The sequence below is a fragment of the Microbacterium bandirmense genome, from assembly GCF_037204185.1.
Taxonomy (GTDB): domain Bacteria; phylum Actinomycetota; class Actinomycetes; order Actinomycetales; family Microbacteriaceae; genus Microbacterium; species Microbacterium bandirmense.
Genome location: NZ_JBBDGM010000001.1, coordinates 285,038 through 308,397 on the forward strand (window position 1 = coordinate 285,038; position 23,360 = coordinate 308,397).

General features: G+C 69.4%; 29 protein-coding genes. 14 read left to right on the forward strand and 15 right to left on the reverse strand.

Annotated elements, in window-relative coordinates:
* Window positions 1-53: 53 nt before the first annotated feature.
* Genes WDU99_RS01370 through WDU99_RS01380 form a run of 3 tightly spaced genes read left to right on the forward strand, consistent with a single transcriptional unit; the run spans window position 54 to window position 1,938 of the window.
* A complete protein-coding gene (locus WDU99_RS01370) occupies window positions 54-665 on the forward strand; it encodes a biotin transporter BioY (RefSeq protein ID WP_337330638.1) in 612 nt (203 codons plus the stop codon).
* Window positions 662-1,345, forward strand: a complete 684-nt coding sequence (locus WDU99_RS01375; protein ID WP_337330639.1) for an energy-coupling factor ABC transporter ATP-binding protein — start codon at window positions 662-664, stop codon at window positions 1,343-1,345. The genes WDU99_RS01370 and WDU99_RS01375 overlap by 4 nt, the downstream gene beginning before the upstream one ends.
* On the forward strand, window positions 1,342-1,938 hold the full coding sequence (locus WDU99_RS01380; RefSeq protein ID WP_337330640.1) for an energy-coupling factor transporter transmembrane component T family protein: 597 nt from the start codon (window positions 1,342-1,344) through the stop codon (window positions 1,936-1,938). The genes WDU99_RS01375 and WDU99_RS01380 overlap by 4 nt, the downstream gene beginning before the upstream one ends.
* Window positions 1,939-1,944: 6 nt before the next feature.
* On the opposite strand, the gene WDU99_RS01385 is transcribed toward WDU99_RS01380, so the two are convergent.
* The 4 genes from WDU99_RS01385 to WDU99_RS01400 form a co-directional block, all read right to left on the reverse strand.
* Window positions 1,945-3,222: an acyltransferase family protein gene (locus WDU99_RS01385; protein ID WP_337330641.1), complete on the reverse strand. Its 1,278-nt coding sequence runs from the start codon at window positions 3,220-3,222 to the stop codon at window positions 1,945-1,947.
* Between the two features lie 94 nt (window positions 3,223-3,316).
* Entirely contained in the window at window positions 3,317-3,988 is a 672-nt protein-coding gene (locus tag WDU99_RS01390) for a response regulator transcription factor (protein ID WP_337330642.1), read from the reverse strand.
* Window positions 3,985-5,211 carry a sensor histidine kinase gene (locus WDU99_RS01395; protein WP_337330643.1) on the reverse strand — a complete coding sequence of 409 codons (1,227 nt, stop codon included), beginning with the start codon at window positions 5,209-5,211 and terminating at the stop codon, window positions 3,985-3,987. Before WDU99_RS01395 ends, WDU99_RS01390 begins: the two co-directional genes overlap by 4 nt.
* Window positions 5,212-5,215: 4 nt before the next feature.
* Window positions 5,216-5,917: a DedA family protein gene (locus tag WDU99_RS01400; RefSeq protein WP_337330644.1), complete on the reverse strand. Its 702-nt coding sequence runs from the start codon at window positions 5,915-5,917 to the stop codon at window positions 5,216-5,218.
* Between the two features lie 167 nt (window positions 5,918-6,084).
* On the opposite strand from WDU99_RS01400, the gene WDU99_RS01405 reads away from it, so the two are divergent.
* A complete protein-coding gene (locus WDU99_RS01405; protein ID WP_337330645.1) occupies window positions 6,085-7,683 on the forward strand; it encodes an ABC-F family ATP-binding cassette domain-containing protein in 1,599 nt (532 codons plus the stop codon).
* Between the two features lie 55 nt (window positions 7,684-7,738).
* On the opposite strand, the gene WDU99_RS01410 is transcribed toward WDU99_RS01405, so the two are convergent.
* From WDU99_RS01410 to WDU99_RS01430, 5 genes are all read right to left on the reverse strand, one after another.
* Window positions 7,739-8,323 (reverse strand): GrpB family protein, encoded by a 585-nt coding sequence (locus WDU99_RS01410; protein WP_337330646.1) that lies wholly within the window; start codon window positions 8,321-8,323, stop codon window positions 7,739-7,741.
* Between the two features lie 136 nt (window positions 8,324-8,459).
* Entirely contained in the window at window positions 8,460-9,275 is an 816-nt protein-coding gene (locus WDU99_RS01415) for an SURF1 family cytochrome oxidase biogenesis protein (protein WP_337330647.1), read from the reverse strand.
* Window positions 9,272-9,469 carry a hypothetical protein gene (locus WDU99_RS01420; protein WP_337330648.1) on the reverse strand — a complete coding sequence of 66 codons (198 nt, stop codon included), beginning with the start codon at window positions 9,467-9,469 and terminating at the stop codon, window positions 9,272-9,274. The genes WDU99_RS01415 and WDU99_RS01420 overlap by 4 nt, the downstream gene beginning before the upstream one ends.
* Window positions 9,466-9,849 carry a DUF3099 domain-containing protein gene (locus WDU99_RS01425; RefSeq protein ID WP_337330649.1) on the reverse strand — a complete coding sequence of 128 codons (384 nt, stop codon included), beginning with the start codon at window positions 9,847-9,849 and terminating at the stop codon, window positions 9,466-9,468. The genes WDU99_RS01420 and WDU99_RS01425 overlap by 4 nt, the downstream gene beginning before the upstream one ends.
* A 53-nt stretch (window positions 9,850-9,902) precedes the next feature.
* On the reverse strand, window positions 9,903-10,457 hold the full coding sequence (locus WDU99_RS01430; protein ID WP_337330650.1) for a DUF4190 domain-containing protein: 555 nt from the start codon (window positions 10,455-10,457) through the stop codon (window positions 9,903-9,905).
* 110 nt (window positions 10,458-10,567) lie between these two features.
* On the opposite strand from WDU99_RS01430, the gene fabG reads away from it, so the two are divergent.
* Window positions 10,568-11,278, forward strand: coding sequence for a 3-oxoacyl-ACP reductase FabG (fabG, locus tag WDU99_RS01435; protein ID WP_337330651.1), 711 nt, complete (start codon window positions 10,568-10,570; stop codon window positions 11,276-11,278).
* Window positions 11,279-11,290: 12 nt separating this feature from the next.
* Here fabG and WDU99_RS01440 read toward each other — a convergent pair whose 3' ends face one another.
* The 3 genes from WDU99_RS01440 to WDU99_RS01450 are packed head-to-tail and all read right to left on the reverse strand — an operon-like array spanning window position 11,291 to window position 13,927.
* Window positions 11,291-11,983 (reverse strand): alpha/beta fold hydrolase, encoded by a 693-nt coding sequence (locus WDU99_RS01440; RefSeq protein WP_337330652.1) that lies wholly within the window; start codon window positions 11,981-11,983, stop codon window positions 11,291-11,293.
* Window positions 11,984-12,033: 50 nt separating this feature from the next.
* On the reverse strand, window positions 12,034-12,669 hold the full coding sequence (serB, locus tag WDU99_RS01445) for a phosphoserine phosphatase SerB (RefSeq protein ID WP_337330653.1): 636 nt from the start codon (window positions 12,667-12,669) through the stop codon (window positions 12,034-12,036).
* Window positions 12,670-12,685: 16 nt separating this feature from the next.
* Window positions 12,686-13,927 (reverse strand): glucose-1-phosphate adenylyltransferase, encoded by a 1,242-nt coding sequence (locus tag WDU99_RS01450; RefSeq protein ID WP_337330654.1) that lies wholly within the window; start codon window positions 13,925-13,927, stop codon window positions 12,686-12,688.
* Window positions 13,928-13,972: 45 nt separating this feature from the next.
* On the opposite strand from WDU99_RS01450, the gene glgA reads away from it, so the two are divergent.
* From glgA to WDU99_RS01465, 3 genes are all read left to right on the forward strand, one after another.
* Window positions 13,973-15,157, forward strand: a complete 1,185-nt coding sequence (gene glgA / locus WDU99_RS01455) for a glycogen synthase (RefSeq protein ID WP_337330655.1) — start codon at window positions 13,973-13,975, stop codon at window positions 15,155-15,157.
* Between the two features lie 18 nt (window positions 15,158-15,175).
* Entirely contained in the window at window positions 15,176-15,958 is a 783-nt protein-coding gene (locus tag WDU99_RS01460; RefSeq protein ID WP_337330656.1) for an ABC transporter ATP-binding protein, read from the forward strand.
* A gap of 102 nt (window positions 15,959-16,060) precedes the next feature.
* Entirely contained in the window at window positions 16,061-16,315 is a 255-nt protein-coding gene (locus WDU99_RS01465; protein WP_337330657.1) for a type B 50S ribosomal protein L31, read from the forward strand.
* A 55-nt stretch (window positions 16,316-16,370) separates the two neighbouring features.
* On the opposite strand, the gene WDU99_RS01470 is transcribed toward WDU99_RS01465, so the two are convergent.
* Both WDU99_RS01470 and WDU99_RS01475 read right to left on the reverse strand, forming a co-directional pair.
* Window positions 16,371-16,682, reverse strand: coding sequence for a hypothetical protein (locus tag WDU99_RS01470; RefSeq protein WP_337330658.1), 312 nt, complete (start codon window positions 16,680-16,682; stop codon window positions 16,371-16,373).
* Window positions 16,683-16,767: 85 nt separating this feature from the next.
* Window positions 16,768-17,475, reverse strand: a complete 708-nt coding sequence (locus tag WDU99_RS01475; RefSeq protein WP_337330659.1) for an exonuclease domain-containing protein — start codon at window positions 17,473-17,475, stop codon at window positions 16,768-16,770.
* Between the two features lie 74 nt (window positions 17,476-17,549).
* On the opposite strand from WDU99_RS01475, the gene WDU99_RS01480 reads away from it, so the two are divergent.
* The 5 genes from WDU99_RS01480 (at window position 17,550) to WDU99_RS01500 (ending at window position 21,761) form a co-directional block, all read left to right on the forward strand.
* Entirely contained in the window at window positions 17,550-18,173 is a 624-nt protein-coding gene (locus tag WDU99_RS01480) for a LysE family translocator (RefSeq protein WP_337330660.1), read from the forward strand.
* A 149-nt stretch (window positions 18,174-18,322) separates the two neighbouring features.
* Window positions 18,323-18,883, forward strand: coding sequence for a single-stranded DNA-binding protein (locus tag WDU99_RS01485; protein ID WP_337330661.1), 561 nt, complete (start codon window positions 18,323-18,325; stop codon window positions 18,881-18,883).
* 63 nt (window positions 18,884-18,946) lie between these two features.
* Complete coding sequence (locus tag WDU99_RS01490) at window positions 18,947-19,462, forward strand: DUF6993 domain-containing protein (RefSeq protein WP_337330662.1); 516 nt, start codon at window positions 18,947-18,949, stop codon at window positions 19,460-19,462.
* A gap of 131 nt (window positions 19,463-19,593) precedes the next feature.
* Window positions 19,594-21,273: an energy-dependent translational throttle protein EttA gene (ettA, locus tag WDU99_RS01495; RefSeq protein ID WP_337330663.1), complete on the forward strand. Its 1,680-nt coding sequence runs from the start codon at window positions 19,594-19,596 to the stop codon at window positions 21,271-21,273.
* A gap of 20 nt (window positions 21,274-21,293) precedes the next feature.
* Entirely contained in the window at window positions 21,294-21,761 is a 468-nt protein-coding gene (locus WDU99_RS01500; RefSeq protein ID WP_337330664.1) for an acyl-CoA thioesterase, read from the forward strand.
* Window positions 21,762-21,800: 39 nt separating this feature from the next.
* Here the strand turns inward: WDU99_RS01500 and WDU99_RS01505 are convergent, their stop codons facing one another.
* Window positions 21,801-22,673 carry an acyl-CoA thioesterase gene (locus WDU99_RS01505; RefSeq protein ID WP_337330665.1) on the reverse strand — a complete coding sequence of 291 codons (873 nt, stop codon included), beginning with the start codon at window positions 22,671-22,673 and terminating at the stop codon, window positions 21,801-21,803.
* Between the two features lie 18 nt (window positions 22,674-22,691).
* On the opposite strand from WDU99_RS01505, the gene WDU99_RS01510 reads away from it, so the two are divergent.
* Window positions 22,692-23,360: a DUF8185 domain-containing protein gene (locus WDU99_RS01510; RefSeq protein ID WP_337330666.1), complete on the forward strand. Its 669-nt coding sequence runs from the start codon at window positions 22,692-22,694 to the stop codon at window positions 23,358-23,360.

A 23,360-nucleotide genomic window follows, 5' to 3' on the forward strand; every position in this document is an offset into this window, starting at 1 on the left:
CAGTATAGTGAACACCGTTCAGGTGAACACTGTTCAGGACCGGAAGGAACCCCATGACCGCATCCCGACGCCCCCTCAGCGCCGACCTCGCCCGCATCGCGCTGTTCGCCGCGCTCATCGTCGTGCTCGGCACGGTGCTGGTGCCGCTGCCGGGGGGAGTGCCCATCACGGGGCAGACGCTGGGCGTCATGCTGGCGGGGCTCGTCCTGGGGGCGCGTCGCGCCCCGCTGTCGATCCTGATCGTGCTGGCTCTGGCCGCGATCGGCCTGCCCGTGCTCGCCGGCGGACGCGGCGGGCTGGGGGTCTTCGTCGGACCGACCGTCGGGTACATGATCGGCTGGATCGCCGGCGTGGTCGTCATCGGACTCATCGCGCACAGCGGGCGGTTCACCTGGTGGCGTGCCGGGCTGGCATCCGTCGTCGGCGGGATCGTGGTGATCTATCTCTTCGGCATCCCCGTGCAGGCCTGGGTGACCGGCGTGCCGCTGGACCTCACGGCACTGTCGAGCCTCGCGTTCCTGCCCGGCGACCTGATCAAGGCTGCCATCGCCACCGTGCTCGCCGTCGCCCTGTACCGCGCCTACCCCCGTGCCTTCCCCGAGGCGCTCACGCGTCGCGGAACCGCGGCCGCAGCGACTGCGCCGGTCGCGCCGTCGGTGGCGTGACGAGCGGTGCCGCCGTCGCGGCCCGCGACGTGGAGTACTCCGTTGACGGCACACGCATCCTGCACGACGTGACGCTGAGCCTGTCGGCACGGCGCACGGCCATCATCGGCGCGAACGGCTCGGGAAAGTCGACCTTCGCGCGCATGCTGAACGGACTGCGCACGCCGACGGCCGGGTCGCTGCAGGTGCTGGGACTGGATCCGGTGGCCGAAGCGGCGCGGCTGCGCTCGCGGGTCGGATTCGTCTTCACCAACCCCGAGGCGCAGATCCTCATGCCGACACCCGCCGAGGACCTCGCACTGTCGCTGACAGCACTCCCCAAGAAGGAACGACCCGCGAAGGTGGAGCAACTGCTCGCTCAGTACGGGCTCGTCGGACGGGGCGACCAGCCGGCATCCGCGCTCTCCGGCGGACAGCGACAGCTGCTCGCGATCGCCGCCGTGCTCGCCACCGATCCCGCCCTCGTCGTCGCCGACGAGCCGACCACGCTGCTCGACCTGCACAACGCGCGCCGCATCGGCGATCTGCTGTTGGGCCTGGAGGCTCCACTGGTTCTCGTGACGCACGATCTCGAGCTGGCCGCGCGCTGCGATGAGGCGGTGCTGTTCGTCGACGGCACGGTGGATGCCATCGGCGAGCCGGCCGAGGTCATCGACCGCTACCGCCGGATGCCCGCATGATCTCGCTCTACCGGCCCGGCGAGGGGCTGCTGCATCGTCTTCCCGCGGGGGCGAAGCTGCTGGGTCTCGCAGCGGCGGCGCTGGTCGTGTCGCTGCTCCCGCTGGGCGTGATCGGCACGGCCGTGCTGCTGTCGGCCGTGTCGCTGCTGTACCCGCTGAGCGGTCTCGGCTGGCGGCTGCTGGGTGGCGCCTGGTGGCGGTTGCGCGGGCTCATCCTGGTGCTCGGCGCTGCCCTGTGGCTGTTCGTCGGCCCCGACACCGCGGTGCAGAACACCGGCCGGGTGATCGCGCTGATCCTGCTCGCCGAGCTCGTCACGCGCACCACCCGGATGGGAGATCTGCTCGACGTGCTGCAGAGCGTGCTGCAGCCGCTGCGGCTGCTGGGTGTCGATCCGGCGACCGCGGCGCTGGCGATCTCGCTGACGATCGCGATGGTCCCGGTGCTCGCCGGCTTCGTGCAGCAGGTGCGCGACGCGCAGCGGGCCCGAGGAGTGCGCATGGGGCCACGGGTCGGACTGCCGCTGCTCGTGCTGACCATGAAGCACGCCGACGATGTCGGCGACGCACTCGCGGCTCGCGGGCTGGCGCGCTGAGGGATCTCAGGCCGCCGCGATCACGGGTCTCCGCGCCGGCGCAGCCACACGGATCTCGACCCGAGTCCCGCGCACCATGCGCAGTGCGATGAGCCATGCAAGCACCGCGATCGCGGCTGTCACGGGTGAGGTGCCGGCGCCGAGCAGCAGCATCACGCCGACCAGAGCGAGCAGTGAGGCCGCCACGACTGTGCCTCCCGCGACAGTCCCGGTGCGGGGCCGGTGCGCCTCGATGCGGGCGAGCGACAGGCTGAGCAGTGCCGTGAGGCCGAGGGCCGCCGCGAGCCACATCGGCCGGGTCAGCCACCACTGCGCACTGGCAGGTTCCGGCAGCGTCGTTCCGCTGCCCATGGCTGCGAGCGCCAGCACCCCGGCGAGACCCAGCAGCACCGGCATGTGCCACAGATAGACGGTCATCGTGCGTGCCGACACGAAGGCCGTGAACGCGGCCGGTCCGGGACGGGCCGCGAACGCGGCGATCCGGGGCCGCAGCAGCGAGAACAGTGCCGTGTGCGCGACGCCCACCAGCAGCAGCGCGGTCGTGGGTGGGTTGAGGTTCGCGATCAGGTCGGGGGAGTGCACTCCGCTGATGAACGACGCCGCCAGCAGTCCGACCGACGCGACCGCGGCGAGCGCCCGGGTGCGACGGCACAGCGCATCGATCCGCCCATCGGCGAGGAAGAACCCCAGCTGCTGCAGTGCGAGCCACACGAACGCCAGGTTCAGGAACCCGACGGCATCCAGACCGGTGACCGCACGTGCTACGTCGACGGCCGCTGCGAGAGCTGCGAGAGCGAACACGGTCAGCAGCGGGCGGTGCTCGTGCAGGCGCGCGAGCAGGGGCAGCAGCGCCTGGCACAGCAGGAACACGCCGAGGAACCACAGCGGCTGCCCGAAGCGGTAGCCCGCGATCCCGACGATCTCCGCGGGAACCCCCGCCTGAGCCAGTGCCAGCAGCAGCACCCCGACCGCGGCGACCACGACGATCGCGGGCCGCAGCAGGCGATGCAGCCGGGCGGCGGCGAACCGCGCAGGATCGATGCCGCCGCGGCGCAGGGCGGTGATGCCCGCGAAGCCGCCGATCACGAAGAACAGCGGCATCACCTGCAGCAGCCAACTGGTGGGCGTCAGCCAGCCGCCGCTCTCGCCGGCGTTCTCGAACACCGGACCACCGGCCGTGACGGTGACCCCCACCATCAGGGCGTGCAGCACGATAACCCCCAGCACGCACAGTGAGCGGACGAGATCGACCGCGTGGTCGCGGCCGGTGGCGATGATGGGCATGAGGCCTCCTGATCGATGTGTCAGGAGGTTATGGACGCGGTCGTCGGCCGCACATCACCCCGCGGTGTCGTCAGACCCCGTACCGGGGAGCCAGTCAGCCGCCGGGCTCGACGAGTCCGGCGTCGTACGCGAAGATCACGGCGTGCACGCGGTCGCGCAGCGTGAGCTTCTGGAACACCTTGCCGACGTGGGTCTTCACCGTCTGCTCGGCGATGAACAGCTCGGCGGCGATCTCGGCGTTCGATCGACCGCGGCCGATGAGGGTCAGCACCTCGCGCTCGCGGTCGGTGAGGCCGGCCAGCGCCGGGCGCGAGACCGCGGGGCGGGGTCTGCGCGCGCCGAAGTGCTCGATCATGCGCCGCGTCACGCTGGGAGCGAGCAGCGCGTCACCGGAGGCGATCACCCGCACGGCGTGCACGAGCTCCTCGGGGAGGGCGTCCTTGAGCAGAAAGCCACTGGCGCCCGCCTCGAGCGCGTCGTACACGTAGTCGTCGATGTCGAACGTGGTCAGCATCAGGATACGAGGCACGCGTGCCGCGGGGAACGATGGCCCGAGGATGCGCCGCGTCGCCGCGATGCCGTCGAGTTCGGGCATCCGCACGTCCATCAGCACCACGTCGGGGTCGAGCCGGGCGGTCATCGCGACGGCCTGGGCGCCGTCGGCCGCCTGGCCGACCACCTCGATGCCGTCCTGCGCGGCCAGCAGCGCGGCGAAGCCCGCGCGCACCATGCCCTGATCGTCGGCGACGAGAACGCGGATGGTCACAGGGCCTCCTGTGTGTCGGGGGTGTCGAGGGGAAGGCGTGCGTCGACGAGCCAGCCGCCGTCGGGGGTGGCGGATGCCTGCACCGTTCCGCCCAGCATGACGGCGCGCTCGCGCATGCCGCGCAGACCGTGTCCGGTCGTCGGTGACGGCGCAGCATCGCCGGATGTCGCCTCGGCGCCACGGGCATTGCGCACGCGCACGCGCAGCGCGCCATCGCCCAGATCCAGCGACACCGCGATCGGCGCACCGTCCGCGTGGCGCAGAGCGTTGCTCAGCGCCTCCTGCACGATGCGGAACGCGGCCAGGTCGACGCCAGCGGGAATCCCCTCGGCGTCGGTGCGCTGCTCCAGCGACACCGACGTGCCGGATCGGCGGATGCCATCGACCAGCGCCGGCACATCGGCCAGACCCCGTTGCGGCGCGCGCTCGGCGGTGTCCTCAGTGCGCAGCACACCCAGCAGTCGGCGCATCTCGGTCAATGAAGTGCGCGCCGTCGCGGCGATGCCGTCGAACTCCTGCGCGGCGGCGTCCGGCAGATCGCTCACCCGGTAGCGGGCGGTCGACGCCTGCACCTGGATCAGTGACATGCTGTGCGCCACGACGTCGTGCAGGTCGCGCGCGATGCGGGTGCGCTCCTCGACGAGCAGACGACGCTCATGCTCGGCGGCCGACAATTCGCGCTCACGGTCGAGCTCAGCGCCCACCCGCAGCCGGCCGGCCAGCAGCAGGGTGATGACGTACACGGTGGCCGCGACCGAAGCGGCGACGATGAGATTCGCCGTCACCGAGGCGGCGACGTCTGCGGCATCGATGACAGCCGGGCGGAGCAGCACGGTGATCAGCGACCCGGACAGGCCGAGCACGAGCGGTACTGCGCCGACGCGCGCCCCGTGCACCGACGTCGCGACGCCGACCGCCAGTAGGAATGCCAGCAGCGCGGGCACGGACCACGGCCAGGGGGCGTACCGGACGAGACCGGGGTCGACGAGCAGCCCGAGCGCCAGAGTCGAGGCCACCACCGCCAGGGCGCCCAGACGCGGGTGGGTGAGCATCAGCGGCGGCGCCCCGCACAGCGCAGCACTAAGCAGGAAAGACAGCGGCAGCGCGGTTCCATAGGCGGAGGTCTGCAGCGGCACCAGCACGCTGAACAGCGTCAGGCTCGCCAGCGCGAGCGCCAGGATTCCGACCTGGCGGGCGGAGGGCCGATGGCTGCGGACGGGCATAGGGTCATCCTGCCAGGCGTGAGACGTCACGGCGTGCGACCGCGACGTCGCGGGCATCCTGCTGCGCGCCGTCGTCCGCGGTGAATCCGGCATCATCGCGGGCATCGGCGCGACGCCGGGATGCACGCGAACGCGCCGCAGCCACGCGATCGACGACGAGCCCGATCACGAGCGCGATCCCGACGCCGAGCGCGGCCGCCAGCAGCGGCTGATCCCGCGCCCAGCTCCCTGCGACCAGCCCGATCGCGATGCTGAATGCGCTCCAGCACACACCGCTCAGCACCGAGAGCGGCGCGAATCGGCGCCACGGGTATCGGAGCGCACCGGCTGACATGTTGACGGCGACACGTCCGACGGGAATGTAGCGCGCTCCCAGGATGAGTGCGGCTCCGGAGCGGTCGAGCGCGCTGCGAGCGCGCGCGAACACCGCGGCGGGGCGTGGTCGGCGCATCCATGACATGACGCCGGCCCGGCGACCGATCAGATAAGCAGCGTTGTCGCCGACGGCCGCGGCGAGCGCCGCGACGAGACCGAGCAGCAGGAGTGCGGGCGCGCCCGTCGCCGACAGCACGGCGGCCGCGGCCACAAGCACCGTCTCGCTGGGTACTGGTGGGAAGAAGCCGTCGATCACCGTCACCGCGAAGAGCACGAGATAGAGCCACGGCGAGGTCACCGCCTGCAGGATGAGCTCGTTGATGATGTCCACTCCGGCACGCTATGCGCGCGGTGGCGGGCGGCACATCGGTCGTGGGTATCATCCGCATCACTCCACAGGGTGATTCCCTGCGCGGGAAACCAACGGAGCGACGGCGGATATACTGAGAGGCTGGCCCCTCGGCCGCCCATCACCCTCAACGAACGGAAACCTCCGCTGTGCTTGCCGTGCACGAACTCGAGATCCGCGTCGGAGCCCGCGTGCTCATGTCCGACGTGTCGTTCCGTGTCGCCGCGGGCGACAAGATCGGCCTCGTCGGCCGCAACGGAGCCGGCAAGACCACGCTGACGAAGGTGCTCGCCGGTGACGTGCTCGCATCGGACGGCAAGGTCACCCGTTCCGGTGAACTCGGCTACCTGCCGCAGGACCCCCGCACGGGCGACCCCGAGATGCTCGCCCGCACGCGCATCCTCGACGCCCGCGGTCTCGGCTCGATCCAGCTGACCATGGCGCAGGCCTCGCACGACATGGCATCCGACGATCCGAAGATCGCCGATCGTGCCATGCGCAAGTTCGCCAACGCGACCGAGCGGTTCGAGGCGCTCGGCGGCTACGCCGCCGAAGCCGAGGCGGCGTCGATCGCGCACAACCTCTCGCTGCCGGACCGCATCCTCGACCAGCCGCTCAAGACCCTGTCCGGCGGCCAGCGACGGCGCATCGAGCTCGCGCGCATCCTGTTCTCGGATGCTGAGACGATGATCCTCGACGAGCCGACCAACCACCTCGACGCCGACAGCGTCGTGTGGCTTCGCGAGTTCCTGAAGGGCTACAAGGGCGGACTGATCGTGATCAGTCACGATGTCGAGCTCGTCGGCGAGACCGTCAACAGGGTGTTCTACCTCGATGCGAATCGTCAGATGATCGACATCTACAACATGGGCTGGAAGCACTACCAGCGCCAGCGAGTGGCCGATGAGGAGCGCCGCAAGAAGGAGCGCGCGAACGCCGAGAAGAAGGCCACCCAACTGCAGCAGCAGGCCGCACGGTTCGGTGCGAAGGCCTCGAAGGCCGCAGCCGCGCACCAGATGGTAGCCCGTGCTGAGAAGCTGCTCTCGGGGCTCGAGGAGGTGCGTCAGGTCGATCGGGTCGCGAAGCTGCGCTTCCCGAAGCCGGCTCCCTGCGGCAAGACTCCGCTGATGGCATCCGGCCTGTCGAAGTCGTACGGCTCGCTCGAGATCTTCACCAACGTCGACCTGGCGATCGACCGAGGGTCGAAGGTCGTCGTGCTGGGGCTGAACGGTGCGGGAAAGACGACGCTGCTGCGCATCCTCGCCGGCGTCGACGATCCCGACACCGGCATGCTCGAACCGGGGCATGGACTCAAGGTCGGCTATTACGCCCAGGAGCATGAGAACCTCGACGTCGACCGCTCGGTGCTGCAGAACATGATGTCGGCCGCTCCTGACATCACCGAGACCGAGGCGCGCAAGGTGCTCGGATCGTTCCTGTTCACCGGTGATGATGTGCTCAAGCCCGCCGGCGTGCTCTCGGGAGGGGAGAAGACCCGCCTGTCGCTCGCGACCCTGGTGGTGTCGTCGGCCAACATGCTGCTGCTCGATGAGCCCACGAACAACCTCGACCCCGCGTCGCGTGAGGAGATCCTCGGCGCACTCGCGCACTACGAGGGTGCGGTGGTGCTCGTCTCGCACGACCCGGGTGCCGTGGAGTCGCTGAACCCCGAGCGTGTGCTGATCCTGCCCGACGGCGTGGAGGACATCTGGAGCAAGGACTACCAGGAGCTCATCGAGCTGGCCTGAGGGATGCGCGGGTGAGTGCCGTCGCGCGGCGCTTCGTCGTGAGTCTGAGTGCCGGTCAGCGACGGGCGAGGATGAACGACTCCTTGCCGTCGATGTAGGCGAGGCGGTCGTCGGGATGCTGACGAGCGAGGTCCCGTTTGAGCGCGCCGTACGCATCGCGAGCGTCCAGGTGGGTGCGCAGGTGGTCGCGGAAGGTCAGATAGTCGCGCCAGCCCTGCGAGTCATACTCCAAGACGTGCACGTTCACGAGGCGGATCATCGGCTCCAGCTCATAGCCGTACATCCGGTCGGGGCGCACATCGTTCGCATCGCCGCGCAGCAGCATCCCCAGCCCGGTCAGCCACTCGTCGAGCGATGCGAGCAGCGTGCCCGGCCGCACGCCGATCGCGATGTCCAGGATCGGCTTGGCTGCGAGACCCGGCACGGAGGTCGAGCCGATGTGCTCGATCGCGGCGACCGAGTCGGGAGCGTCGGATGCCAGGATGGCATGCACATCGCGGAAGGCGCGCGCCCAGGCATCCGATGCCGGTGCCACGTCGACCACCCCGCGACGCAGTCCGAGCCCGGCACCCTCGAAAGCGTTCGCGAGAGCACGGCGCGCCGCGAGACAGCGCACGTGCGCTGCGGTTGGTTCGGTCAAGTGCACGTCTTCAACCTAACGCCGGGACGCACAGGTCCGGAGATCTGCGCAACTTCGGAGAGCTCAACCCAGCTGTGTCCGCAGTTGTGCAGATCTCCGAGGAGCCGCCGCGGCGAAGCAGACAGGTCGGGGTCGATCAGCCTGGGACCGAGTCCAGCAGGGCGTCCTCGTCGTCGGCGTCGCGGTCGCGTCGGCGGCGCGGCTGCTGCTTCGGGATCTCGCCCGCGTCCTCCTTCGCCTTGACGATCTCGATGCGGATCACGTAGACGATGAATCCGAAGCCCATGATCGCGAACAGGATCCACTGGATCGCATACGAGAGGTGCGGCCCCGGATCTTCGGTCGGCTTGTCGAATCCGCCGAGCGTGGTCTCAGGCGCCGGCTGCTCGGAGACCAGCTGGCCGTAGGCCGCTGTGCTCAGATCGGCGTCCACATCCTCGGCGACTGTGGGCAGATGGATGGTCGGCACCTGTCCCTCGGGAGCGCTGCGACCGGATGACGGCAGGGGCTCACCGGGGCGGAGCCGCACGATGACCGTGCTCTCGCCCGCCGGGGGAGCGGGCACGACCTCGGGCGCGGGGTTCTCTCCGGATGAGATCCACCCGCGGTCCACCAGGAATACCAGCCCCGATTCGTCCTGGAACGGCACGAGCACCTCGAACGCGCTGGTGCCGCCGTGCGGACGGTTGCGCACGAGCAGCTGCTCGTCGGCCAGGTACTCACCACTCAGGACGACTGGCCGCCACTCATCGGCAGGATCCAGCGCACCGTCCGCAGCGATCAGATCGGCGAGCGGCACCGGGTCGGCGTCGTAGTTCTCCTCGACGAGAGCGATCTGCGACGCCCGCGATTCGTTGCGGTCGAACTGCCACTGCGACAGGAAGACGCAGCCGATGGCGAAGGCGATGGCGACGAGCACGTATGAGCCCCATCGCAGAAGAGTCTTGTTCACGTGGGCAGCCCCTCATGCACCTCGACGGGGAAATCCCGGGCTCTCAGGTATTCACTGAGGAAGCCGACGTGCTCATCGCACGCCAGCCAGATCTTGCGTCGGTCGGCGTCGTGGATGCGCGGATTGCGCCACACGATGTGGTGCGTCGCCGCGGCCCGGCACTCGGCGCGTGCGCACTCGAACTCCTCCGTCATCGCGCGTCGTCCTTCGGGTCTTCATCGATCGGGTCATCGCCGGCGTCGTGCTCACGGATCGTGAACACCGCTGCGGCGTCGTCGGTCTGCGGCGGTGCGGCGGCAGCGGACGCCTCGATCTGCTGCACCGGCGACTCGACGCTGGACGGCGTGCTGTCCTCACCGGCGTTCGCGTACACGACGGCGATGTACGGCAGGAAGATCGCCGCAGCCCCGAACACCCACGTCCACCAGCCGACCGGCTGCACCAGCGCCATCAGCAGGAAGCACACGGTGCGGATGCCCATCGTCACCGCGTAGCGACGCACGCGGTGCGTCGCCTCGTCCTGCGGCGACTGCGGCAGGGAGGTGACGGAGGGGGCGGCGTGGGCACGTTTCACAGTGCCTCCAGCCTACGCCGGGTGGGGCGTGGTCGGATGCCGTCGGTCGGCGCTCAGCTCATCATTCCCGGCATGGTCATCATGGTGCCGAACAGCGCGAAGCCGATGATCACGAGCACGAGGCCCAGGGCGCTCAGAGCGATCGGGATATAGCCCAGGATGAGACCGGTCAGCGCCATGCCCGATCCGCCGGTGTGCGGTGCGCGCTTGATCTGCGATCGGGCGATGTGGCCGAGGATGACCGCGGCGACCGGAACGGCGAGGGGGATGAAGAACACCACGATGAACGGACTGATGAACAGCCCGACGATGCCGCAGATCAGCGCGGCGACCGCCGACCCGTTGGTCGGGCGCACCGGCGTGTAAACGGGCGCGTAAGGAGCCGCGGGCTGCGCGTAGGGATGCTGCGGCTGCGCGTACGGTGCGACCGGGTACTGCGCTGTCGGGTACTGCGCTGTCGGGTACGGGGACTGCGTGGGCTGCTCGGGCATCGATGGGGCGTACGGCGACGCGGCCGGTGGCTGCGGCGGCAGGTACTGCGGGGGAGCGGGCGGTACCGGCGCTTCATATCCGGCTGCGTACCGTCCGTCGTCGTTCTGATTGCTCACGGTGTCTCCCTCTGCGCTCCCCTGAAGGCTCCCAGTCGCCGCCGAGGCTGTCAAATGGGTCACCGTCGGTAGGATGGCCTGCGTCCGTTTCCCCAGTCAGGAGCCCGAACATGAGCGCTGAGCGCGTCGTCCTCGTCACCGGCGGTAACCGCGGCATCGGCCGTGCGATTGCCGAACGCTTCGTCCGCGACGGCTACCGCGTCGCGGTGACAGCGCGCAGCGGCGAGGGCCCGGAGGGCACTCTGACGGTCCGCGCCGACGTGACCGACGCCGCGGCCGTGGATGCCGCCTTCACCGAGGTGGAGCAGAAGCTCGGTCCGGTGGAGATCGTGGTCGCCAACGCCGGGATCACCAAGGACACGCTGCTCATGCGCATGAGCGAGGACGACTTCGACAGCGTCGTGGCCACCAACCTCGGCGGCGCCTTCCGTGTGGTCAAGCGGGCATCGAAGGGGATGCTGCGAGCGCGTTTCGGCCGGGTGATCCTCATCTCCAGCGTCGTCGGGCTGTACGGCTCGGCCGGCCAGGTGAACTACTCGGCATCCAAGAGCGCACTGGTGGGCTTCGCCCGCTCGCTGACCCGCGAGCTGGGCGGACGCGGCATCACCGCCAACGTCGTCGCTCCCGGCTTCATCGAGACCGACATGACCGCCGAACTGCCCGAGGAGACTCAGAAGCAGTACAAGGCGAGCATTCCCGCGGGGCGCTTCGCCACACCCGACGAGGTCGCAGGCACCGTCGTGTGGCTGGCCGGCGACGACGCGGCCTACATCTCGGGGGCCGTGATCCCCGTGGACGGCGGTCTGGGCATGGGGCACTGACCCGCTGACGCGCTACTCGACGACCGCGAGGATCAGCTCGGCGAGCCGGTCCGGCACGGTGAACTGAGGCCAGTGACCCGAGCCGATCTTCAGGACCTCGGTGTCGGCGATGGCCTGGTACTCGGCGTCCGACTCCGGCCACTCGGCCATCACGGTCTCGAAGCCCTGAGTGTCGAGCGATCCCATCAGCAGCGTCACGGGCACGCCGTGCCGACTCTCGCGTGTCAGCGAGACCGGATCGGTCGGCACCCGCGCCGGGACGCTCTTCGTCATCGGCGCAGTGCGGGCGCGCGTCTCGGCATCCATATCGAAGACGTCCTCATCGTCGAAGAAATCCCAGCCGGGGAAGGGCACCACGCCGTCGACGACGGGGAACTCGCTGATCGAGTAGTCCGGCGCAGGGGGCGCCGTGTCGACGAACACCACGCGCCGCACCTGCTCCGGTCGGGCGTCCGCCGCGCCCCACACGACGTTGCCGCCGCCGGAGTGGCCGACCAGCACGACGGGTTCACCAGCAGCATCGATCTGCTCGACGACGGCACCGACCCAGTCGGCCATGCCGATGTCGGCCGACTCGGATGCGGGTGCACCAACACCGGGCAGGGTCAGTGCGAGCGGTCGATGACCGGCCGCACGCAGCGCATGCACGATGGGGTCCCATGAGGAGGCGTCGAGCCAGAGTCCTGGTACGAGGATGATGTCCATGGGCCGACGATAACCGGAGCCACCGACGTCCGCCACGGGTCCCGCGTCCGTCAGGGCAGCAGCGGGATGACCGCCGACAGATCCTGCGGACCCACCACGAGTGCAGCGGCGGCGCGCACTGCGGGCTTGGCGTTGAACGCGAGTCCGAGACCGGCCGCCGACATCATCTGCAGATCGTTCGCCCCGTCGCCGATCGCGATCGTCGCACGGGGGGCGACGCCGAGCTCGCGGGCCCATTCGGTCAGCGAGGCGGCCTTTGCCGCAGCATCCACGATCTCGCCGTCCACCGTGCCCGACAGCGCGCCATCGGCCACGGAGAGCCGGTTCGCCCGCCAGCGGTCGACCCCGAGGACGGGAGCAACCTCGTCGAGGATCTCGTGGAAGCCCCCGGACACGACGCCCACGACGCCGCCGCGCCGGTGCACGGCATCCGTCAATTCGCGCACGCCCGGAGTCGGCTCGATGCGGGCCCGAACACGGGGGAACGCGTCGACCGGCACGCCCGTGAGAGCCTCGACGCGCGAACGCAGACTGGTCGCGAAGTCGACCTCGCCGCGCATGGCCGCCTCGGTCGCCGCCTGCACCTCGGCACGGCGACCCGCCTCGTCGGCGAGCAGTTCGATCACCTCATTGCGGATGAGCGTGGAATCGGCATCGAGGACGACGAGGAAGCGCGCGACGGTCACCCGTCGAGCGTACCGGTCACCGCGCGATGTGAATGCCCTTGCCCACCACTGTGAGGCCCGACTCGGTCACCGTGAATCCGCGCTCCAGATCGCGTTCGCGGTCCACGCCGACCGTCGCCCCCTCATCGAGTACGACGTTCTTGTCGAGGACAGCGCGGTGCACGCGAGCACCAGGACCGATCTGCACCTGATCGAGCAGCACCGAGTCGGTGATGGTCGAGCCGCCCGCGGCGACCCCACCGACCCCGACCACGCTCCGCTCGAGGTGCGTGCCCGAGAGCACCGAACCGGCCGCGACGATCGAGTCGATCGCGTTGCCGATGCGACCGACCGCATCGCGCACGAACTTCGCCGGTGGCGTGTTCACGCTCTGCGTGCGGATCGGCCACGCCGTGTTGTACAGGTTGAAGATCGGCAGCGTCGAGATCAGATCCATGTGCGCGTCGAAGTACGAGTCGATCGTCCCGACATCGCGCCAGTACGACCGGTCGCGGGGCGATGAGCCCGGCACGTCGTTCTGCTTCATGTCGTAGTACCCCGCCTCGCCCCTCTCGACGAAATAGGGGATGATGTCGCCGCCCATGTCATGACCGGAGGTGGCCGACTCGCCGTCGGCCTCGACCGCCGCGATCAGCGCGTCGGTGTCGAAGACGTAGTTGCCCATCGACACGAGCACCTCGTTGGGGGAGTCGGACAGCCCCACAGGATCGCTCGGCTTCTCGAGGAAATCGCGGATGCGACCGGTCTGCTCGTCGGCATCGATCACGCCGAACTGCGAGGCGAGGGCGAGAGGCTGCCGGATGCCCGCGACGGTCGCCGCCGCGCCGGATGCCACGTGCGCGTCGATCATCTGCATGAAGTCCATGCGGTAGACGTGATCGGCGCCGATGACCACGACGATGTCGGGCTTCTCGTCCTGGATGAGGTTCAGGCTCTGCAGGATGGCGTCGGCCGAACCCGAGAACCAGCGCTTGCCGAGCCGCTGCTGCGCGGGAGCCGAGGCCACGTACGAGTCGAGCAGCGCCGACATCCGCCAGTTCTGCGAGATGTGCCGGTCGAGGCTGTGCGACTTGTACTGGGTCAGCACGACGAGCTGTCGGAGCCCTGAGTTGATGAGGTTCGATATCGCGAAGTCGATCAGCCGGTACTGCCCGCCGAAGGGCACTGCCGGTTTCGCCCGGTCTGCCGTGAGGGGCATCAGCCGCTTGCCCTCGCCGCCGGCGAGGATGATCCCGAAAACCTTCTTTGGTGCCGACATGGCTCCACCATAGAGCGCGCGGACGGGTTGTACTAGCGTGCAGTCATGCGCGTCGATGTCATCACGAAGGAGTACCCGCCGGAGATCTACGGAGGCGCCGGTGTGCATGTCGCCGAGCTCGTCTCGGCCCTGCGGCGCAGCATCGATGTGCGCGTGCGCGCCTTCGGTGCCGAGCGGGGGGAACCGGGCACGCATTCGTACCGCACGCCCACTGAGCTGACGACCGCGAACCCGGCCGTGCAGACGCTCGGAACCGACCTCGCGATGGTCGGCGACGTGGCGGGGGCCGATGTGGTGCACAGTCACACCTGGTACGCGAACTTCGCCGGTCACATCGCCTCGCAGCTGCACGGCATCCCGCACGTGCTGACCGCGCACAGCCTCGAGCCGCTGCGCCCGTGGAAGGCCGAGCAGCTCGGCGGCGGGTACGCGGTCTCCAGCGGCATCGAGCGGCTCGCGTACGAGAACGCCGCCGCGATCGTCGCCGTGAGCGCGGGAATGCGGCAGGACATCCTGCGCAGCTACCCGCAGGTCGATCCGGCCCGCGTGCGGGTGATCCACAACGGCATCGACGTCGAGCGCTGGCGTCCGGTGGACGATCCGGCCTTCCTCGCGAGCATCGGCATAGACGCGGCGCGGCCCTCGGTCGTCTTCGTCGGCAGGATCACGCGGCAGAAGGGATTGCCGTACCTGCTGCGCGCGGCGCAGCAGCTCCCCCCGGAGGTGCAGCTGGTGCTGTGCGCCGGAGCACCGGACACGCCCGAGATCATGGCGGAGGTGCAAGAGGGGGTGCGGATGCTGCAGCAGAGCCGTGACGGGGTGATCTGGATCGAGCGGATGCTGCCGCGCGACGAGCTGTCGGCGATCCTGACCGCGGCGACGACGTTCGTGTGCCCGTCGATCTACGAGCCGCTCGGCATCGTCAACCTCGAGGCGATGGCCTGCGGTGCCGCCGTCGTGGGGACGGCGACCGGGGGCATCCCCGAGGTGGTCGACGACGGCGTCACCGGCAGGCTGGTGCCCATCGAGCAGCTGCAGGACGGCACCGGCACGCCGGTCGACCCGGAGCGCTACGTCTCCGATCTGGCCGCCGCGCTGACCGAGGTCACCGGCGACGTGCGGCGAGCGGCCGAGTACGGCTCCGCCGGACGCGAGCGGGCGCGCACGGCGTTCAGCTGGGCGGCGATCGCCGACACCACCCGCGCGCTGTATGAAGAGCTGCGCGCATGAGCCGATAGGCTGGACGACATGTCGAGCGCTCTGCAATTCACCGATGTCGTCGTGCGCCGTGAAGGGCGCAACATCGTCGATCACGTGACCTGGGAGGTCTCGGACGATCAGCGGTGGGTCGTGCTCGGTCCGAACGGCGCCGGAAAGACCACGCTGCTCCAGCTGGCCGACACCCTGCTGCACCCGACCTCGGGCACCGTATCGGTGCTCGACGAGACGCTCGGTCGCACCGATGTGTTCGAGCTGCGTCCGCGCATCGGCTTCGCCTCCTCGGCCATGGCTCGTCGCATCCCGCGCGATGAGACGGTGCTGAACACGGTCATGACCGCCGCCTACTCGGTGATGGGGCGATGGAACGAGGCGTACGAGAGCATCGACGAGCGCCGCGCTCGTCGCGTGCTCGCCGATTGGCGACTGGAGCACTTGGCAGAGCGGCTGTTCGGAACCCTCAGCGACGGTGAGCAGAAGCGCGTGCAGATCGCCAGGGCCGTGATGACCGACCCCGAGCTGCTGCTGCTCGACGAGCCGACGGCGAGCCTCGACCTCGGGTCGCGGGAAGAGCTGCTGCAGCTGCTGAGCGGGTACGCCGCGTCGCCCACCACGCCAGCCATGGTCATGGTCACCCACCACGTCGAGGAGATCCCGATCGGGTTCACACACGTCCTGCTGCTGCGCGACGGCGGCGCCGTCGCGCAGGGGCCGATCGCTGAGACGCTGACCGCCGAGGCCCTGACCGAGGCGTTCGGGATGCCGATCGTGCTGAGCGTCGACGCCGGGCGCTACTCGGCTCGCGCCGCCTGATCGGGCGAAAGCGCTCGATCTGCTAAAGTAGACCCTTGGTGCAATCGCACCGCAGACTTCCCTCGCTCCTGGCAGAATCCAGGGCACCACGTAAGGAATCCCATGAAGACTGACATCCACCCCGAGTACCAGGCCGTCGTGTTCCGCGACCTCGGCTCGGGAGAGACCTTCCTCACCCGCTCGACCGTCAGCAGCGACAAGACGATCGAACTGGACGGCGTGGAGTACCCCGTCATCGACGTCGAGATCTCGTCGGCATCGCACCCGTTCTACACGGGCAAGCAGCGCATCATGGACTCGGCCGGCCGCGTCGAGAAGTTCAACCAGCGCTTCAAGGGCTTCGGCGGCTCCAAGTAAGCCGCACCGACCTGGGCCCCGCTTCGGCGGGGCCTTCGTCGTACCCGGGGCGCGGTCAGACGTCGATGCGGATGCGGCGCTCGTCGATCGTCCACGGCGGATCGCCCGGGCTCGGAGCAGGTGCCGTGCGTGCGGTCTGGCGATCGCGCTCGAGGCCCGCCTCGTGGGCGGTGGGTGAGAACACCGCATCCAACCCGCTCGAGAATCCGCCTGCCATCCCGCCGCCACCGACGACGTACTTCTTGTCGAGGGGCTTGTCGGCGTACAGCGTGATCAGGCCCATCACGCCGAGCACCACCGGAACGGCCACGAGCAGGGCGATGACGCCCCAGCCGAGCAGCGCGTCGATGATGTCTGCGGCCTCCATGAGACCAGCGTAGGCGGCGGAGCGCACAGTGTGGCTGTGATCTGGGCTGCGCTGCGATGTGCTCAGCTGCTGCGCTGCGTTGTGCTCAGCTGCGCAATGGCCAGCTGCCGTCGAGACTGTCGTCTGGGTCGAGCCGTCCGACCTTGATGAAGTACTCGGTCAGGCTCGCGGCCTGAGCGCGTGCCCAGCCGATCTGCTGCGCGTGCAGCTCGACCGCGGTCTCGGGCAGCCGGAACTCCCTGGCGAGCGCCAGGGCGACCCGTCCGGCCGCGACGGCGTCCGCCGATGCCTCGTGTGCGGCATCCAGCGGCACAGCGTAGTGCTCGGCGACCACCGACAGCGTGCGCTTGCCGCGCCGGTAGCGATCGTGCGCCTTGTCGATCACGAGCGGGTCGATGACCGGCTGCGGATCGGGGAGTTCAGGCAGTCCGTGCCTGCGGGCCTCATGCGCGAGCAGCGAGAAGTCGTATGACGCGTTGTACGCCACGATCGGGAGCCCCTGGGCGAACAGCATCGCCAGCGCTTCGCTGACCTCGGCGACCACTTCGCGCGCCGGGCGTCCGTGCTGCCTGGCGTGCGCTGTGGTGACCCCGTGCACGGCGGCCGCGCCGTCGGGGATCGGGATGCCCGGATCGGCCAGCCAGTCGCGGGCGGCGATCTCGCGCCCGTGCCGATCGAGCACGCCGACGTGGGCCGTCACGATGCGATCCTCGGTGACGTCGACGCCGGTCGTCTCGAGATCGAACACGCCCACACGCGTGAGCCAGGTCGGCAGCGGCATCCCGGTGGTCATGACCTCACGCTAGAGCGGGGCACCGACAGAGCCGCGATTCCACGCCGAGGTCTCTCGATCCCTACACTGTGCTGGTGACGTGGACCGTATGGCTCTCGCTGCTGGCGGCGTGCGTGGTGATCAGCCTGACTCCGGGCGCTGGGGCGATCAACACGATGAGCAACGCCCTCAATCAGGGCTGGCGCCGCTCGTTCTGGGGCGTGCTCGGGCAGCAGGCCGCACTCATCGTGCACGTCGCGATCGTCGCGGCGGGCGTCGGCCTGGTGGTGGCCCGATCACCGATCCTGTTCGAGATCATCCGGTACGCCGGTGTCGCCTACCTCGTCTATCTCGGCATCCGTCTCATGCTCGCGCGGCCGGAGGTTCTTGACGACCCTGACCAGGCTCGACCGCGCGAGCACGCGTGGTCGATCTTCCGACGCGGATTCTGGGTCAACCTGCTCAACCCCAAGGCGATCGTGTTCTTCCTCGCCTTCGTGCCGCAGTTCATCCGACTCGATCAGGATCCGCTTCCGCAGTATCTGATCCTCATCGGCACGGTGATGATCGTCGACGTGCTGGTGATGTGGTTCTTCTTCGCAGCGGCTGCGAAGCCGTTCCGGCGATACACCCGCGAGCCCCGGGGCCAGCGGGTGCTGAACATGATCTTCGGACTGCTGTTCATCGTGGTGGCCGGCCTGCTGCTGTTCGTGCACTGACCCCGTCGGCGTCGTTGCCGAGTGCTCCTGCACAATCGACGCGTTCGGCGAGTTATCCACCGGCCCTGGGAATCGTCGTCTCGGCGTCGGATGCCACGGTGCACGCTGTGATCAGCCGGGCACCGTCCCGGATGACAGAGGAGCAGAACATGGCGACCAAGAATGCCACCGTGACCATCACCGGAAACATCGGCAACGACCCGACGTACAACACCACGAGAACCGGCGATGCTGTCGTGAACTTCCGCGTGGGCTCGTCCAGCGGCTATTGGAATCGCAGCACCGGCGCGTGGGTCGACGAGGGCACCAGCTGGTACTCGGTCTCGGCCTTCCGCAATCTCGCCGAGCACGCCAAGGCGTCTCTGCGTCGCGGCGACCCGGTGATCGTCACCGGTGCGCTGAAGGTGAAGGAGTGGGAGAACGACGGCCGCAAGGGGATCAGCGCCGACATCGTGGCCGACGCCATCGGACACGATCTGGGGCAGGGCACCAGCGCCTTCGTGCGACGCCCGCACGCCAACGCCGGTGCGGAGCGGCCCCAGGTCCAGGCGCAGGGCGCCCCGCCCGCGACCGCGGAGACGGAAGCCGCCGAATTCCCCGGGGAGCCGGCACCCGAGGAGCACGTCGATGAGTGGCGCGCCAACGGCATGACGGTGGACGACGCCGCGCAGGGCAGCACCGTGGATGAGGAGGATGCCGTCTTCGCCTGATCGCCGGACGGGACCGACGGCCGATGCGGGGCGAACGCTCGGGGCGCGTCTAGACTGGACGGCGTGCCCCGAGGGATGCCCGCTTCCGCCGTCCGCTCTCGTCGGTCGACCCTCGCGCTCGTCGCGGGGCTCGTGCTGATCGGTGCGGCGACCAGTGCCTGCACCGCACCGGCCGATCCGCCATCGGCCCCGGCGTCGGCACCCGTCGCGACACCCAGCCCGACAGCATCCGACGCGAGCGCGCCGCAGCTGGTGCCCGAGGGCACCGCGGCCGACAACCTTCCACTGTTCGCGCGGGTCACCGCCCAGGTCTGGGGGAGCGACCGTCGCGCCGAGGGGCGGGCGTACGTGGACGCGCTGGTCGCCGCCGGGTTCGACCGTGAGCGGATGCAGGTGACCGCCGACCTCACCACGGTCGGCAACCCCGCCGAGAGCCTGCAGTTCTCGATCGCCTGGGGTGACGAGGAGTGCCTGATCGGCCAGGTCGGGCCCTCCACGGGAGAGCCCGTCACAACCGTGATGCCCCAGCTGGCCGAGGGGCGCTGCCTGATCGGCCAGACCAGGCCCATCGACTGGTGACGACGCCGGTCGGTGGGTGAGCGCACCGACGTCCGCGACGGCCGCGAGCACACCCGAAGCCGGGTAGGCTGGAGAGTCGATTCCCCCGGGGATCCGTTCCGCGTGCCTGCTGACAGAAGGAGAGCTGCTTCGTGGCCGAGTACATCTATTCCATGGTGCGAGCCCGCAAGGCGGTGGGCGACAAGCTCATCCTGGATGACGTCACCATGGCGTTCCTGCCCGGAGCGAAGATCGGCATGGTCGGCCCCAACGGCGCCGGAAAGTCGACGATCCTGAAGATCATGGCGGGTCTCGACACGCCGTCGAACGGCGAGGCGAAGCTGACGCCGGGCTTCAGTGTGGGCATCCTGATGCAGGAGCCCGAGCTCGACGAGTCGAAGACCGTGCTGGAGAACATCCAGGACGGCGTCGCGATCAAGGCCAAGGTCGACCGCTTCAACGAGATCTCGGCCCAGATGGCCGATCCCGACGCCGACTTCGACACGCTGCTCGCCGAGATGGGCGTGCTGCAGGAGGAGATCGACGCGGCGGACGGCTGGGACCTCGACTCGCAGCTCGAGCAGGCGATGGACGCACTGCGCACCCCACCGGCCGTTGCGCCGATCGCCCCCCTCTCGGGTGGTGAGAAGCGCCGCGTCGCGCTGGCCAAGCTGCTGCTGCAGAAGCCCGACCTGCTGCTGCTCGACGAGCCCACCAACCACCTCGACGCCGAGAGCGTGCTCTGGCTCGAGCAGCACCTGAAGGACTACAAGGGCGCCGTCATCGCGATCACCCACGACCGGTACTTCCTCGACAACGTCGCGGAATGGATCGCCGAGGTCGACCGCGGACGCCTGATCGGCTACGAGGGCAACTACTCCACGTACCTCGAGAAGAAGGCCGAGCGCCTCGACATCCAGGGCAAGAAGGACGCGAAGCTCGCCAAGCGCCTCAAGGACGAGCTCGAGTGGGTCCGCTCGAGCGCCAAGGGCCGCCAGACCAAGTCGAAGGCCCGTCTGGCCCGCTACGAGGAGATGGCTGCCGAGGCCGAGCGCACCCGCAAGCTCGACTTCGAGGAGATCCAGATCCCCGCAGGGCCCCGTCTGGGCAACGTCGTGATCGAGGCGAAGAACCTGCAGAAGGGCTTCGGCGATCGCCAGCTCATCGACGGCCTCAGCTTCAGCCTGCCGCCGAACGGCATCGTCGGCGTCATCGGCCCGAACGGCGTCGGAAAGACCACGCTGTTCAAGACCATCGTCGGCCTCGAACCGCTCGACGGCGGCGATCTCAAGGTCGGCGAGACCGTGAAGATCAGCTACGTGGATCAGTCTCGCGCCAACATCGACCCGAACAAGACACTGTGGGAGGTCGTCTCCGACGGACTCGACTTCATCACCGTCGGCAAGACCGAGATCCCCTCGCGCGCCTACGTGTCGAAGTTCGGCTTCAAGGGACCCGACCAGCAGAAGAAGGCCGGAGTGCTCTCGGGTGGTGAGCGCAACCGCCTGAACCTGGCACTCACACTCAAGGAGGGCGGCAACCTGCTGCTGCTCGACGAGCCGACCAACGACCTCGACGTCGAGACCCTGAGCTCGCTCGAGAACGCGCTGCTCGAGTTCCCCGGCTGCGCCGTGGTGATCACGCACGACCGGTGGTTCCTCGACCGCATCGCCACGCACATCCTCGCCTACGAGGGCACCGACGAGAACCCCGCCCAGTGGCACTGGTTCGAGGGCAACTTCGAGGCGTACGAGGCGAACAAGATCGAGCGCATGGGCCCGGAGGCCGCCCGTCCGCACCGCACCACGCACCGCAAGCTGACGCGCGACTGATTCCTCGCCCACCGAGCATCATGCGCCTGCACATCCCGATCCACCTGCGATGGGGTGATCTCGACGCGTTCAACCACGTCAACAACACCTCGATGCTGAAGCTGCTCGAAGAGGCGCGCGTGCGCGCCTTCTGGAAGCCGGAGCCCGGAGAGGAGGCACCGCAGACCGCGGTGCTCTCCACCGGCGTCGACCAGGGTGTGCTGACGCTGATCGCCCGGCAGGGGATCGAGTACCTCGCGCCGGTTCCGTACCAGCGGCGACCACTCGACGTCGAGATGTGGTTCGGAAGGCTCGGCGGGTCGAGCGTCGAGGTCTGCTACGAGGTGTTCAACCACCCCGAGAGCGTCGAACGACAGCTGTACGCGCGCTCGACCGCGGTCATCGTGCTCGTGGATGCCATCACGGGGCGACCCGTGCGACTGACCCCGCAGATGCGAACGGCGTGGGAGCCGCTGGTCGGGGATCCGATCAGCTACCAGCACCGCTGAGGCCGCGGATTCGACGCCTCGTCGTTGGCCGCGCCGTCGTCAGTCGCCCTCGGGCACCCGCACCATGATCTCCTGCGCGACCGTGGCCACCAGCACACCGTCGCGCGTGAACACGCGTCCCTGGGCGAGGCCCCGGCCGCCGCGAGCGTTGGGTGACTCCTGCACATACAGCACCCACTCGTCGACCCTGCCGAAGCGGTGCCACCACATCGCATGGTCGAGGCTCGCCACCTTGAGTCCCGGGGTGCGCCAGCTGAGACCGTGACGACGCAGGATCGACTCCTGGATGGTCATGTCACTGAGGTAGGCGAGTGCGGCCCGGTGCACGCGCGGGTCGTCGGGTAGGGGCGCGCGCATCCGCATCCACACGGCCTGGTGCGCGGCCCGCGCGTCGGCCGGGCCCAGGTAGAGCGGCTCCTCGACGTGCCGGATGTCGACGGGGCGTTCCGACAGCAGCATCCCCGCGCCGGGGATGTCTTCGTCGACGCTCAGATCTTCGGGAGAGGGGATGCCGGCGGGCGCCTCCTCGGCGTGATCGATGCCAGGCCCGTGGTCTTGGAACGAGGCGATCATCGAGAAGATGGGCACGCCGTCCTGGAAGGCCTGTGCGCGCCGCGTCGAGAAGGACCTGCCGTCGTGGATGCGGTCGACGGCGAACGTGATGCCCTGAGCCGCGTCACCCGGGCGCAGGAAGTAACCGTGCATGGAATGCAGCACACGGTCCTCGGGCATCGTCCGCTCGGCGGCGACCAGCGACTGGGCGAGCACCTGGCCCCCGTAGACGCGCCCGGTCGGCATCGGCTGCGAGGTGCCGGTGAAGATGTCCTCGGTCGTACGCGCCTCCGATGAGGCGAGATCGAGAACCGAGAGCAGGGTGTCCACTGAGCGGCGGGCGGTCTCGTCGGCGGTCATCCGACTAGTTTAGAAGGAGTGACCAGACCTCTCGTTCTCGCCGACGCCCAGACCGCACGCGATGTGCTCACCTTCGCAGGTCGGGCGGCGAAGGCATCCTCCGACGGCGTGCGCCTGCAGGGGGCCGACGGCGTGCTCGTGCTGACGGCGGCGGCGCTCGCCCCGCAGGGGCTGTTCGACCAGACGCCCACGGTGCTCGCGATGCGCATCGCCCGTGCCGATCCTGAGCTGCGCTGCGACATCGTGGTGGACGAACTCACGCCGGGAGCCGCGCCCACCGAGCTGACGCTGCCCGACACCGGGCGCGCCCCGGCGTGGGCCGGCGTGTCCCCACCGCGCGACGGCTGGCAGCTCGTCGGCGAGCTGGCGGCGCAGACCATCGCCGAGCGCGCGCAGTGGGGGATCTCGGCGGTCGCTCACGGCAGCCCGGATGGAGCGGGAGAGGATGCTGTGCGCGCGCTGCGCGCGCGCATCTGGGGCGAGCCGGAGGACGCGCTGCTCGGCCTGCCGCGCGGCGTGGCGTTCGCCGCGCACGCCTTCGGCTTCATATCCGGCGCCGAGCGCGTTCGCGTCACGCAGTCCGGTCGCTGGACGCGGGTCGCGTTCGGCCGTGGTCACGTCCTCAGCCGCGGGCCGGCGGTGCAGGGGCTCACCGCGGTGCGCGGCACCGGCGGCGCCTCGGAGTGA

Bases quoted from the DNA above. Each gene is read 5' to 3' on its own strand.
- WDU99_RS01370 (WP_337330638.1), top strand. From the start codon at position 54: ATGACCGCATCCCGACGCCCCCTCAGCGCCGACCTCGCCCGCATCGCG.
- WDU99_RS01380 (WP_337330640.1), top strand. From the start codon at position 1,342: ATGATCTCGCTCTACCGGCCCGGCGAGGGGCTGCTGCATCGTCTTCCC.
- WDU99_RS01385 (WP_337330641.1), bottom strand. From the start codon at position 3,222: ATGCCCATCATCGCCACCGGCCGCGACCACGCGGTCGATCTCGTCCGC.
- WDU99_RS01395 (WP_337330643.1), bottom strand. From the start codon at position 5,211: ATGCCCGTCCGCAGCCATCGGCCCTCCGCCCGCCAGGTCGGAATCCTG.
- WDU99_RS01420 (WP_337330648.1), bottom strand. From the start codon at position 9,469: ATGACGGAGGAGTTCGAGTGCGCACGCGCCGAGTGCCGGGCCGCGGCG.
- fabG (WP_337330651.1), top strand. From the start codon at position 10,568: ATGAGCGCTGAGCGCGTCGTCCTCGTCACCGGCGGTAACCGCGGCATC.
- WDU99_RS01440 (WP_337330652.1), bottom strand. From the start codon at position 11,983: ATGGACATCATCCTCGTACCAGGACTCTGGCTCGACGCCTCCTCATGG.
- WDU99_RS01450 (WP_337330654.1), bottom strand. From the start codon at position 13,927: ATGTCGGCACCAAAGAAGGTTTTCGGGATCATCCTCGCCGGCGGCGAG.
- glgA (WP_337330655.1), top strand. From the start codon at position 13,973: ATGCGCGTCGATGTCATCACGAAGGAGTACCCGCCGGAGATCTACGGA.
- WDU99_RS01460 (WP_337330656.1), top strand. From the start codon at position 15,176: ATGTCGAGCGCTCTGCAATTCACCGATGTCGTCGTGCGCCGTGAAGGG.
- WDU99_RS01465 (WP_337330657.1), top strand. From the start codon at position 16,061: ATGAAGACTGACATCCACCCCGAGTACCAGGCCGTCGTGTTCCGCGAC.
- WDU99_RS01470 (WP_337330658.1), bottom strand. From the start codon at position 16,682: ATGGAGGCCGCAGACATCATCGACGCGCTGCTCGGCTGGGGCGTCATC.
- WDU99_RS01475 (WP_337330659.1), bottom strand. From the start codon at position 17,475: ATGACCACCGGGATGCCGCTGCCGACCTGGCTCACGCGTGTGGGCGTG.
- WDU99_RS01485 (WP_337330661.1), top strand. From the start codon at position 18,323: ATGGCGACCAAGAATGCCACCGTGACCATCACCGGAAACATCGGCAAC.
- WDU99_RS01500 (WP_337330664.1), top strand. From the start codon at position 21,294: ATGCGCCTGCACATCCCGATCCACCTGCGATGGGGTGATCTCGACGCG.
- WDU99_RS01505 (WP_337330665.1), bottom strand. From the start codon at position 22,673: ATGACCGCCGACGAGACCGCCCGCCGCTCAGTGGACACCCTGCTCTCG.